Source organism: Shewanella sp. (genome assembly GCF_041630135.1).
Lineage (GTDB): Bacteria > Pseudomonadota > Gammaproteobacteria > Enterobacterales > Shewanellaceae > Shewanella.
On record NZ_JBFKLW010000014.1, the window covers coordinates 63,617 to 75,297 of the forward strand.

Genomic DNA, 11,681 nt, shown 5'->3' on the forward strand with positions numbered 1-11,681 from the left:
ATGTGCAATCCAACAGACTGCACAGTCCTTACTTTCGCTAACTTTAGACTTATTTCTTGATGATGGTGCCTTCACCTTCTTCACCCATGATAACACGACGCAGCGCGCCGGGCTTGTTCATGTTGAAGACCAGAATAGGCATGTCATGGTCACGGGCCATGGTAAAAGCCGAAAGATCCATCACCTTCAATTCTTTGTCCAGAACCTCGGCATAAGTGAGTTCATCGTACTTCTTCGCCTCAGGGTCTTTCATTGGGTCGGCAGAATAGACGCCGTCAACCTTGGTGCCTTTTAACACGACATCGGCTTCAATTTCAATGCCGCGCAAACAGGCTGCCGAGTCGGTGGTACAGAAAGGGTTACCGGTACCGGCAGCAAATATCACTACGCGTCCGGACTTGAGCAGGCTGATAGCCTCAGCCCAATTGTAACGGTCACAAACACCATTCAAAGGAATGGCTGACATCAGACGGGCATTCACATAGGCACGGTGCAAAGCATCACGCATCGCCAGGCCATTCATTACTGTCGCCAGCATACCCATGTGGTCACCCACCACGCGGTTCATACCCGCTTTGGCAAGACCTTCACCTCGGAACAGGTTACCGCCGCCAATCACCACACCAACCTGGATACCCAGTTCAACCAGTTCCTTGATTTCCTGAGCCATACGATCCAGTACACTGGGATCGATACCGAAGCCCTCTGAGCCCATCAGGGCCTCTCCACTTAACTTAAGAAGAATGCGACGAAATGCAGGTTTTGGATTGGTGCTCATGATTATTGTCCTGGTTATAACAAGACCGCAGCGGCTGCTGCGGTCTTGGGGTACTTACCTAAGTGGCAATTAAGCCTTCTGAGAAGCGGCGATTTGCTTGGCTACTTCAGCCGCGAAATCTTCTTCTTTCTTCTCAATACCTTCACCAACTTCCAGACGGATGAAGGTAGAAACAGAAGCGCCTTTCTCTTTCAGGAATTCGCCAACAGTCTTCTTAGGCTCCATGATGAATGGCTGACCGGTCAGAGATACTTCACCGGTGAACTTCTTCATACGGCCTTCAACCATCTTCTCAGCGATGTCTTTTGGCTTGCCTTCGTTCATGGCGATTTCCACCTGAACTTCACGCTCTTTGGCAACCACTTCAGCAGGAACGTCTGAAGGGTTTACGTATTCAGGCTTGGAAGCCGCAACATGCATAGCCAAATGCTTCAGAGTTTCTTCGTCAGCGTCACCGGTTACAACCACACCGATACGGTCGCCGTGGCGGTAAGAAGCGGCAGAGGCACCATCGATGTACTCAACGCGACGAACATTGATGTTTTCACCGATTTTGGCAACCAGAGCAACACGCGCTTCTTCGAACTGAGCTTTCAGATCTTCTACGGTAACTTTACCGGCGGCAGCCACTTCCAGAACTTCGTTAGCAAAAGCCAGGAAGTTAGAGTCCTTGGCAACGAAGTCAGTCTGACAGTTCACTTCCAGCAGCGCAGTGAAACCAGCACCCTGCTTGATCAGGATGGTACCTTCAGCAGCGATGTTACCGGCTTTCTTAGCAGCTTTGGCAGCACCACTCTTACGCATGTTATCGATAGCCAGCTCGATATCACCGTTGGTCTCTTCCAGAGCTTTTTTACAATCCATCATGCCGGCGCCAGTGCGCTCACGCAGTTCTTTAACCAGGGCAGCAGAAATTGCCATTGTTAAATTCCTCTATAGATAGTCGACAATCACTTGTCGAGTCAGCAGGTATGAAACAGGGGCCCATGGGCCCCTGTTAACCAATCATAGATCTTGGTTAATAAGGGAGATGAAACTCATCACGCCTTATTATTCGGCTTCTACGAAACCGTCTTGCTCAGCTTGTACAGCCAGATCCTGACCACGGCCAGACTTGGCAGCAGCGGCAGCAGCTTCAGTGTACAGGCGGATAGCACGCATAGCGTCGTCGTTACCAGGAACGATGTAGTTCACACCATCAGGAGAAGCGTTGGTATCAACAACAGCAACCACTGGAATGCCCAGGTTGTTGGCTTCTTTGATAGCGATATGCTCGTGGTCAGCACCGATCACGAACAGAGCATCAGGCAGACCGCCCATGTTCTTGATACCGCCCAGAGACTTCTCAAGCTTTTCCAGCTCGCGAGTACGCATCAGAGCTTCTTTCTTGGTCAGCTTGTCAAAAGTACCGTCAACTGACTGGGTTTCCAGCTCTTTCAGACGCTTGATTGACTGACGAACGGTTTTCCAGTTGGTCAGCATACCGCCGAGCCAGCGGTGGTCAACGTAGTACTGATCACAAGAAACAGCAGATTCTTTGATAGCTTCGCTGGCAGCGCGCTTGGTACCAACAAACAGGATTTTACCTTTCTTGGAAGCTACGTTGCTGATGAAAGCCAGAGCTTCGTTGAACATTGGTACAGTGTGCTCGAGGTTGATGATGTGTACACCGTTGCGGGCACCGAAGATGAATGGCTTCATCTTAGGGTTCCAGTAACGGGTCTGGTGACCGAAGTGAACACCGGCCTGGAGCATGTCGCGCATTGAAACTGTAGTCATTTTGAATACCTTAAAAGTAAAAAGGGGTTCTACCTCCACGCGTCCCATGACCTCGACCCCTGACCTGTTGACCAGAAGCACCCCGAGGCATGTGTCGACACGTGTGCGATTTAGTATTTACCAATTAGCCATGTATAATGGCCGCCATATTTTCCTCATCACTGCTCTGGATTTCCCACCGCGGTGATTTTGAGAGTCAAACATAACGGCGCGCTTTATACCATAATCCAGGTCAAAGCACAAATTTTTGCAGGCCAAAATTGGCAGTCAAGCGCACCGCATTCCCTGTGATACTAGGTGAGATAACAACTGCATGAGTATAGTCATCAAGACGCCCGCTGAAATCGAAAAAATGCGTGCAGCCGGTAAACTGGCCGCCGATGTTCTTGAAATGATTGCGCCCTTTGTCAAGGCTGGCGTGACCACCAATGAACTGAACGACATTTGCGCCAAATATACTGAAGAGCAAGGCGCCATCTCCGCGCCACTTAATTACCACGGTTTTCCCAAGTCAATCTGTACTTCGGTCAATGCGGTGATTTGCCACGGCATCCCCTCTGATGAAGTACTTAAAGACGGTGACATCCTCAATATCGATATCACAGTGATTAAAGATGGTTACCACGGTGACACTTCCAAGATGTTTTTCATCGGTGAGGTATCGCCAAAAGACAAGCGTCTGTGCCGAATCGCTCAGGAAAGCCTGTATGCTGCCATCCGCAAGGTTCGTCCCGGCATGAAACTGGGTGAAATCGGCGCAACCATCGAAAAAGTGGTCAAGGGAGCTAAAACTGGCCTTGAGAAATACAGCATAGTACGTGACTACTGTGGCCACGGCATCGGTGCCACTTTCCACGAAGAACCCCAGGTTGTGCACTACAAAAACACTGACAACACAGTGCTGCGTCCCGGCATGTGCTTTACCATTGAGCCAATGATCAACGCAGGTCGTCATCAAACTTTACTGGATAAAGATGACGGCTGGACTGTCACCACCATCGATGGCAAAAACTCTGCCCAGTACGAGCACACCCTATTGGTGACCGAGACAGGTGTGGAAGTTCTCACGCTACGCAGCGAAGAAGATTTACCACGCGTAATCAATCACAAATAGGGCATACCATGACGACGGCTCAGCAGGCCAAAGCGTCATTGCAGGCGCTTAATCAGCAACTGGCACTGGCTTTTTCGGCCCGCGAAAACGTGGTCGAACTGGTACGGCGTCGTTGTCAGGGAGTAGATGAGCTGCTCATCAGCGCCTGGGAGCAACATGGCCTTGGCAACTACCCGGTCGCACTGATAGCCGTGGGAGGTTACGGACGCGGCGAGCTTCATCCCTATTCAGATATTGACCTGCTGTTTTTAGTCGATGAAAAGCTCCCCAAAGAAGCCGAGTTCGTGCTTGGCTACTTCATTGCCTTTCTCTGGGACGCCGGGCTTGAAATTGGCCACAGTGTACGCAGTGTGAACGAAACACTGGAGCAAGGCCGGGGCGATATTACCATTGCCACCAATTTACTCGAAGCGCGTTTTCTCACCGGTTGTGAGCCGCTGTTTGACGAGCTGTACGACGCCATACGCACCTCAGAATTCTGGCCTTCAAGCGATTTTTTCATGGCTAAGCGAGATGAGCAGCAAGCCCGCCACACCAAGGCCAGTGCGTTCGATTTGGAGCCCAACGTTAAAAGTTGCCCCGGTGGTCTTCGCGATATTCAGACAGTGGCCTGGGTGGCCATGCGTCATTTCAATGCTTCGCGTCTCGAAGAGTTGGTGGGTTACGGCTTTCTTGAACCGATAGAGCTGGAAGAGCTGCTGGAGTGTCAGCAGTTTTTATGGCAAATCCGTTTTGCACTGCACATTGCCTCAGGCCGGGACGAAAACCGTTTGCTGTTTGACTTGCAGCGCCAGGTTGCCGAACTCCTGGGCTACGAAGATAAGACTCAGCTTGCGGTCGAACAAATGATGAAGCTCTACTACCGCACCGTGCGGCGGGTGATGGAGCTCAACGAGATGCTGCTGCAGCTCTTCAAACGAGCAACATTGGGCCATACCAAAGCGCTGGAAATCGTACCAATAAACGACAATTTCCAGCGTCGTGGCGGCTTTATCGAGGCGTTGGCCGAGGAGGCGTTTGGCAAGCCGGAAGACATCATGGGGCTGTTTTTACTCATTGCCCGCAACTCCAATATCCGTGGCATTTACGCGCCCACCCTGCGCTCGCTGCGTCAGGCACGTAAATCACTTCACCAGCCGTTGATGGAGTATGCCGAGTGTCGTCAGGTATTTATGGAAATTCTGCGCCATCCACGTGGGATTCCAGCGTTTTCGCTGATGCACAAGCATGGCATTCTGTCTGCCTATTTGCCTGCCTGGCGCGCCATTGAAGGTCAGATGCAGTTCGACCTCTTTCACGCCTATACAGTGGATGAGCACACTCACAGGCTATTGCTCAATATCGAGCGCTTTTCGCAGCCTGAGCAAAAAGATGAGTTCCCTCTGGGCTCTGTGCTGATCAACCAGCTGCCGAAAAAAGGATTGCTGGTACTGGCGGCTATCTTCCACGACATCGCCAAGGGCCGGGGGGGCGATCACAGCAAACTCGGCGCTGTGGATGCACTGGCATTTTGTAAGGCACATGGCCTGAATGACCACGATGGCCGCCTGGTGAGCTGGCTGGTTGAAAACCATTTGGTAATGTCTGTCACCGCACAGCGACGGGATATTTCCGACCCCGATGTAGTCGCTGACTTTGCCAGCAAAGTGCGCGATGCGGTGCACTTGAGCTATCTGTATTGCCTCACAGTAGCGGATATCTGTTCAACCAACGAGAAAACCTGGAACAGCTGGAAGGGTTCACTATTAAGAGATCTGTATTTCTCTACCCAGCGGGTATTGGCCCGGGGCAAAGAAAAGCCGGTGGATATCCGTGCCCGGGTGCGGGAGTACCAGGCCAAAGCGAAGAAAGAGCTGCTTCGCCGCGGCGTAAAGGAGAAAGATCTGGACGCCCTGTGGAGCAGATTCAAGGCCGATTACTTTCTGCGTCATCAACCAAGCCAAATCACCTGGCATGCCGAAGGCATCTTAAAGCACCGCCAGGATGAACCTCTGGTACTGATTTCCAAACATACCACCCGCGGCGGCACTGAACTGTTTGTGTATTGCAAGGACAGACCCAAGTTGTTCGCCACGGTGATGGCTGTACTGGACAACAAGAACATAAACGTTCATGACGCCACTGTGATGACATCCAAAGACAACTATGCCCTGGACAGCTTTATCATCCTGGAACAGGATGGCGATCCATTGGCCCAGCTATCGCGGATACAAAGTATTCGCAAGGGGCTTGAAAAGGCGCTTTCCAGCGAAAATCCCAAACCGCCGAAGTTTCGCAAGCTGTCCAGAAAGATGAAACCTTTTAATGTACCGACTCAGGTCAGTTTTCTGCCCAGCAGTCGTCATGGTACAAGTATGATGGAACTCATCGCGCTGGACATGCCGGGTCTGCTGGCCCGGGTCGGTGACATTTTTTACCGCTGTGATATCACTCTGTTGGCCGCCAAGATCACCACCATTGGTGAGCGCGCGGAAGACTTTTTCGTGCTGCAAACCCGCGAAGGTCAGGCCCTCAGCGAAACAGAGCAGCAAAAACTCCGGGAAGCGCTGGTTGGTGCCCTGTCCCAGAGTGCGATTTTTTAACCCTTTACTACACACGGGAGATCCCAAATGGAGGCTTTACGCCAGCGTATCGAGGCGGCTTTTGAAGCTCGCGCAACCATCACCCCTACCAGTGTCGATCCCAGCATCCGTGCCGATGTCGAGACTGTGATCAACATGCTCGACAAGGGCGAAGTCCGTGTGGCCGAGAAAATAGACGGTCAGTGGCATGTTAATCAATGGCTGAAAAAAGCTGTGTTGCTGTCGTTCCGCATCTTCGACAATGGCGTTATCGAAGGCGGCGAAACCAAGTACTTTGACAAGGTACCTATGAAGTTTGCTGATTACGACGAAGCGCGTTTTCGGGCTGAAGCCGTGCGCGTAGTGCCACCAGCGGCTGTTCGCAAAGGCTCTTTCATCGGTAAAAACACTGTACTGATGCCATCTTACGTTAACCTTGGCGCCTACGTTGATGAAGGCACCATGGTTGATACCTGGGCGACTGTGGGCTCCTGCGCCCAGATCGGTAAAAACGTGCACCTGTCCGGCGGCGTAGGCATTGGCGGCGTACTTGAGCCGCTGCAGGCCGGGCCTACCATTATCGAAGATAACTGCTTTATCGGCGCCCGCTCTGAAATCGTAGAAGGTGTGGTGGTTGAAGAAGGTTCGGTGATCTCCATGGGCGTGTATATTGGGCAAAGCACCCGTATTTACGACCGTGAAACCGGCGAAATCCACTATGGCCGTGTACCTGCAGGCTCGGTAGTGGTATCAGGCACCCTGCCTTCAAGCTGTGGCAAGTACAACCTGTACGCCGCCATCATAGTAAAGAAAGTCGACGAGAAGACCCGCGGCAAAGTTGGCATCAACGAACTGCTTCGCATGGTTGACTGAACTCAGTTCTCATTGTGCGCAATCTAAAAAAAGCAGGCCATAGCCTGCTTTTTATTGCCATTGTTATCCACCTCTGCGTAATGGCAGTGCATTACAGAAGTTTTTATCAAGAGGTTATTGCCCTGCATGCAAAAGCATCCCCAATTACCGCACTTTAAGCTCAATTGGCGGTGGATAGTTATAAACGGATACAGAATGACATACTTTAGCGGGAGAAATTAATCCAAGACGGGGCTGTAATTCAGGGGTATCTGAACAACAAGGAGAGTACCTATGAAAAAGCTAAATGTCCTATCAACCGTTGCATTGGCAAGTTTTTGTTTCTCCGCTACAGCAGCAATGGATCCCTATGTTGAAAATACTCTGATCAGCGTGTGCAAAGCGGGGATGAGCAACTCTGTGGTTCGCTTTAATGACACGATGAAGGATTACCGAATCAACGAGCAGCGCATCTTCCCCAAACTGGTGTGTAATGGTGAAACATTCTACAACTTTGCACTGTCACATGGCGCAAACAGGACTGCTGAACGCATATCCCGTTATTTACCCGGTGAAGTAATTATCAAAGATTTGTCCATGAATCTGAGTGATGAACTGATTTATGTGACCTTCGATGAGTAATACCGCTTTCACAAACATTAAAGGCGCAAAATGCGCCTTTATTGTTAAAGGCACAGCTTAGAACACCACCGTCTTGTTGCCGTACACAACAACCTTGTCAGCCAGCACCAGCCCCAGCGCCCGGCTCAGCACGGTTTTCTCCACATCACGACCTGCCCGCGCCATTTCCAGCGCACTGTAGTTATGATCAACATGAATAACATCCTGCTTGATGATCGGCCCTTCATCGAGACAGTTATTCACAAAGTGGGCTGTCGCACCAATAATTTTTACTCCCCGCTCCCACGCCTGACGATAGGGATTGGCACCAATAAAGGCTGGCAAAAACGAGTGATGAATATTGATGATACGGTTTGGATACTGGGCAACAAATTCGGGGGTCAATACGCGCATAAACTTGGCCAGCACCAGATAATCAGGTTCATAAGGCGCTATGACGTCAATCAACGCAGCTTCATGCTGATAACGGTCGAGGCCTTCGTGGCTGACAAAATGATAGGGAATATCAAACTTCTCAGTTAACTGACGCAACTTATCGTAGTTGCCCACTACAGCGGCAATCTCAACATCCAGCGCGCCATAGTACGACTTCATCAGCAGATCACCGAGACAATGTGCTTCTTTGGTCACCATAACAACTACTCGCTTGCGACCACCGGGCTTAAGCACAGTATGATTATGCTGCGGCATCACCTTATACAGTGCCGACAACAGCTTTGGCTCGTCTAAATCGCCCTCCAGTTCGGTGCGCATAAAAAAGCGCCCTTCGGTGTTGTCCACAAACTCATCGTTTTTAATGATATTCAAACCATGGTCAAAACAAACCCCGGTTATCTTGGCGATCAGCCCCTTGGCATCGGCACAATCGGTTATAAGTACTCTACGTTGCAGCGCTTGCGACACTCTGCATTCCCCCAAATAACAGCAAACAGCTATTGAGCATGCCATACACCGGGCTCAAACAGAGGAAATCACTTAATAAATTTGATAAACAGAGAAATCTTCGAGATGCAATAATCAAATCTGGAAAAATATCGCTATAAAATTCACAAAAGAATAAAAAGCCTCAGCTGCGACTATCCAAATAACGCTGTAGCAGCTTTCTTAATGTCTCAGCCTTGGTCCCAAACACCACCTGCACACCGCTGCCAACCACGATCACGCCTTTGGCTCCAAGGGACATGAGCCGTTGTCTGTCAACGAGCGAAGGATCCTGCACACTGATCCTCAGGCGGGTCAAACAGGCTGATAATTCATCCACATTGCGACTGCCACCAAGAGCGGAAATCATCGCGAGCAGGTTGCGCTGCTGGCCAGTGTCTGGCTCAAAACGGCCGGGGGTTTTTAAATTGAAAGCCAGGATGCAGCCACGAAACAACACATAGTAGATTACAAACACCAGCGGACCCAAAAACCAAAACCAATGGGTATTGCTCGATTGAGGCAGCAGGAGCACAAAGTCCACCAAACCGTGGGAAAACACCACGCTGTGATGCACATCCAATAAGATAGACACACTGTAAGCAAGTCCGGTAAGCAGCGCATGAAGTAAGTACAAAAGCGGCGCCACAAACAAAAAAGCAAACTCCACCGGCTCAGTCACACCGGTCAGCCAACTCGCTCCGGCTGCGGACAGCATTATGCCGGCCACTCTGTTGCGCTGCTCTTTATCGGCACAGCGCCACATTGCCAGCGCTGCGGCTGGTAAGCCCCACATTTTAACAAGGTAGCCACCGGCAAGATTTCCGGCAGACGGATCGCCCGCCAGATAACGCGCCATTTCGCCCCGTACCATCTCACCACCGGCCTGATACTGGCCAACTTCGAGATAAAAGGGTGCATTCCAGATGTGATGAAGCCCAAGAGGCAGCAGCAGTCGCTCTACTGTGCCATAGAAACCAAAGGCGATAGCAGGCTCCTGATATACTGCCCAGCCTGAAATGCGCTCGATAAGTTGCTCAAGCGGGGGCCAGATAAAAGCAAGTATGAATGCCATCACAATCACTAAAGGGATCATAATAAGAGGCGCACTTCGCCTGCCTTCAAAAAATGAAAACACTGCTGGTAGCTTAAGATGTTCACTGAAACGCACCGCAATACAGGTCACTGCGCCTACGGCCATTCCCCCCGCGATCCCTGTATCTATTGTTGGTGTTCCCCAAACAAGTTGAGTTGGTAGTTGGTAGACTTTAGCAGCTGCGGCAAGAGTGGAGATGAGTACACCATAACCAAAAGCGGCGGAAAATGCGGCTATGCCCTGGTCCCGACAAAATCCAATGGCAACCGCTATGGCGAACAGCATCGGCATAATATCAAACACAAGCTTGCCGACGCTTAACATCAAAATATTCAGTGCGTCAGGAATAAAAGGTAACGGATTGGTTGCGAGGCCAATCATAACCCCGGCAGCGGGCAGAATTGCGATGGGGATAAGCAGCGTCTGGGACAGACGCTGGGCGAAGCGAAACCAATGACGATTGAATCGATTCAAGCGGCTATTTCGCTCTGAACCCGTTGATGCCATTGAGCTAGCCATGCTTTGGCCTCTATTTCCGGTTCCATGGTTTCCATCGCGTCGATACGCAGCAACGGCTGCACTTGTTTGGCGCCCAGCTCTGCAAAAAGTTCATTCAGCTTCTCGCCAGCGCCGCAGAATTCGCTATAGCTTGAATCTCCAAGACCCAAAACGCTAAAACGTAACGATGGCAAATAAGGCGCTTCGGATTTGAGCCGGTAATACCAAGGTTGAATGTCATCGGGTAAATCCCCACTGCCGGTAGTGGAAGACACGACTATCAGTAATCCTGTATCAGGGGTAAAACCCGGTAACTCCTGTGGCAACCAAAGCCGCGGCAGGTAGCCCAGCGCCGATAACTCATCGGCCAGTGTTTCGGCCACAAACTGGGCGCTGCCATACACAGTGCCAAATACCAAATCTACCTGCTTCATCCTTCCTTATCCTTTCTGTTTATCTCTAAACTTTCAACTATATGGGTATCAACATAGGGTATCTGACTACAAGCTTGCAAGCCTTTTAATCCAGTGTAATTCCATGCTTTTCAATGGTATTACTGGTCTCTTCAGCCACTTTTATGGTACCTTTAAGCCATTATGGCTCCCCCTCTTTACGGCTGTTGCAACGGCCGTTTTAAAGCGATACCGAAGAGGCATACGACCACGAGAGCCTTATTTGCCAGGGAAGGAGTTTGTGCTACGGGAACAATACCATGCAACCAAACTGCCGAAAAAAGCAACACAAAGCCTGTCAACACCGACGAGGTCGTTACTTTCAAAGCCAAAGGCTTTGGCCCGACACAGCCCATACTCAGGTCGCAGGCTTTGTCAGTCTGGCTGAGTTAAAAGCCCGGATAAAAAGTCAGGGCTAATCAAATTTCAAGGAATGCCACTGGTGCCGCCTCAGGCAATGTTCAATGGTAATTCCGGTGACAAGTTAGCATCATCCCAGCCAAGTCCATCAAAAATACTGAGCCACTCAGGCTCGAGTTCCGTTTCTATTGCCAATGGCAGCCCGGTAAGCGGATGAGCAATTTCCAGTCGCTTGGCTATCAGCCACAGACGATTCACTCCAAAATGCTCTCTGAAAAAACGGTTTTGCTTGCCATCACCGTGGGTGGTGTCACCCACAATGGGGTGACGCAGATGGGCCATGTGGCGCCTTAACTGATGCTTGCGGCCAGTTTTAGGCTCGAGATGCATCAGGGCAAAGCGGCTACTCGGGTAGCGACCCGATGAATAAGGGATCTCACAATTAAGCAGCGGTTGGTAAGCTGTTACCGCATCCTGCGCGGGTTTATCGGGATCAACATCTTTATCGGCCAGCTCATCCAATTCCTCTTTAAGTGGATAATCAAGCACCCCGGCTTCATGCATATTGCCACGCACCAACGCGAGATAATGCTTACGGATACTGTGACTGGCAAACTGGCCACAAAGG

At 50.7% G+C, this 11,681-nt stretch carries 11 protein-coding genes; 4 read left to right on the forward strand and 7 right to left on the reverse strand.

Annotation, left to right across the window (positions count from 1 at the left end):
• Positions 1 to 49 precede the first annotated feature (49 nt).
• The 3 genes from pyrH to rpsB form a co-directional block, all read right to left on the reverse strand.
• Positions 50 to 778: a UMP kinase gene (pyrH, locus tag ABYK60_RS05865; protein ID WP_126166269.1), complete on the reverse strand. Its 729-nt coding sequence runs from the start codon at positions 776 to 778 to the stop codon at positions 50 to 52.
• Between the two features lie 69 nt (positions 779 to 847).
• Positions 848 to 1,699 (reverse strand): translation elongation factor Ts, encoded by an 852-nt coding sequence (gene tsf / locus ABYK60_RS05870; protein WP_372871004.1) that lies wholly within the window; start codon positions 1,697 to 1,699, stop codon positions 848 to 850.
• Positions 1,700 to 1,828: 129 nt separating this feature from the next.
• On the reverse strand, positions 1,829 to 2,557 hold the full coding sequence (gene rpsB / locus ABYK60_RS05875) for a 30S ribosomal protein S2 (RefSeq protein ID WP_372871005.1): 729 nt from the start codon (positions 2,555 to 2,557) through the stop codon (positions 1,829 to 1,831).
• A 313-nt stretch (positions 2,558 to 2,870) separates the two neighbouring features.
• On the opposite strand from rpsB, the gene map reads away from it, so the two are divergent.
• The 4 genes from map to ABYK60_RS05895 all read left to right on the forward strand — a co-directional run bounded on the left by map (position 2,871) and on the right by ABYK60_RS05895 (position 7,726).
• Positions 2,871 to 3,671, forward strand: coding sequence for a type I methionyl aminopeptidase (gene map, locus ABYK60_RS05880; RefSeq protein WP_372871006.1), 801 nt, complete (start codon positions 2,871 to 2,873; stop codon positions 3,669 to 3,671).
• Positions 3,672 to 3,679: 8 nt separating this feature from the next.
• Positions 3,680 to 6,253: a bifunctional uridylyltransferase/uridylyl-removing protein GlnD gene (gene glnD, locus ABYK60_RS05885; protein WP_372871007.1), complete on the forward strand. Its 2,574-nt coding sequence runs from the start codon at positions 3,680 to 3,682 to the stop codon at positions 6,251 to 6,253.
• Between the two features lie 27 nt (positions 6,254 to 6,280).
• The gene (gene dapD, locus ABYK60_RS05890; protein ID WP_372871008.1) at positions 6,281 to 7,105 is read left to right on the forward strand and encodes a 2,3,4,5-tetrahydropyridine-2,6-dicarboxylate N-succinyltransferase; all 825 of its coding nucleotides are present in this window, start codon (positions 6,281 to 6,283) and stop codon (positions 7,103 to 7,105) included.
• 273 nt (positions 7,106 to 7,378) lie between these two features.
• On the forward strand, positions 7,379 to 7,726 hold the full coding sequence (locus ABYK60_RS05895) for a DUF3718 domain-containing protein (protein ID WP_372871009.1): 348 nt from the start codon (positions 7,379 to 7,381) through the stop codon (positions 7,724 to 7,726).
• A 57-nt stretch (positions 7,727 to 7,783) separates the two neighbouring features.
• Here ABYK60_RS05895 and purU read toward each other — a convergent pair whose 3' ends face one another.
• The 4 genes from purU to ABYK60_RS05915 all read right to left on the reverse strand — a co-directional run.
• Positions 7,784 to 8,629 carry a formyltetrahydrofolate deformylase gene (purU, locus tag ABYK60_RS05900; protein ID WP_372871010.1) on the reverse strand — a complete coding sequence of 282 codons (846 nt, stop codon included), beginning with the start codon at positions 8,627 to 8,629 and terminating at the stop codon, positions 7,784 to 7,786.
• A gap of 163 nt (positions 8,630 to 8,792) precedes the next feature.
• A complete protein-coding gene (locus ABYK60_RS05905) occupies positions 8,793 to 10,262 on the reverse strand; it encodes a PTS transporter subunit EIIC (protein WP_372871011.1) in 1,470 nt (489 codons plus the stop codon).
• Positions 10,214 to 10,675: a flavodoxin gene (locus ABYK60_RS05910; RefSeq protein ID WP_372871013.1), complete on the reverse strand. Its 462-nt coding sequence runs from the start codon at positions 10,673 to 10,675 to the stop codon at positions 10,214 to 10,216. The genes ABYK60_RS05905 and ABYK60_RS05910 overlap by 49 nt, the downstream gene beginning before the upstream one ends.
• A 468-nt stretch (positions 10,676 to 11,143) precedes the next feature.
• Positions 11,144 to 11,681, reverse strand: a 538-nt coding sequence (locus ABYK60_RS05915; protein WP_372871014.1) for a pseudouridine synthase, incomplete at its 5' end; no start/stop codon positions are given.

Excerpts from the sequence above, each read along its gene's own strand:
- pyrH (WP_126166269.1), bottom strand. The coding sequence starts at position 778 with ATGAGCACCAATCCAAAACCTGCATTTCGTCGCATTCTTCTTAAGTTA.
- tsf (WP_372871004.1), bottom strand. The coding sequence starts at position 1,699 with ATGGCAATTTCTGCTGCCCTGGTTAAAGAACTGCGTGAGCGCACTGGC.
- rpsB (WP_372871005.1), bottom strand. The coding sequence starts at position 2,557 with ATGACTACAGTTTCAATGCGCGACATGCTCCAGGCCGGTGTTCACTTC.
- map (WP_372871006.1), top strand. The coding sequence starts at position 2,871 with ATGAGTATAGTCATCAAGACGCCCGCTGAAATCGAAAAAATGCGTGCA.
- glnD (WP_372871007.1), top strand. The coding sequence starts at position 3,680 with ATGACGACGGCTCAGCAGGCCAAAGCGTCATTGCAGGCGCTTAATCAG.
- dapD (WP_372871008.1), top strand. The coding sequence starts at position 6,281 with ATGGAGGCTTTACGCCAGCGTATCGAGGCGGCTTTTGAAGCTCGCGCA.
- ABYK60_RS05895 (WP_372871009.1), top strand. The coding sequence starts at position 7,379 with ATGAAAAAGCTAAATGTCCTATCAACCGTTGCATTGGCAAGTTTTTGT.
- ABYK60_RS05905 (WP_372871011.1), bottom strand. The coding sequence starts at position 10,262 with ATGGCTAGCTCAATGGCATCAACGGGTTCAGAGCGAAATAGCCGCTTG.
- ABYK60_RS05910 (WP_372871013.1), bottom strand. The coding sequence starts at position 10,675 with ATGAAGCAGGTAGATTTGGTATTTGGCACTGTGTATGGCAGCGCCCAG.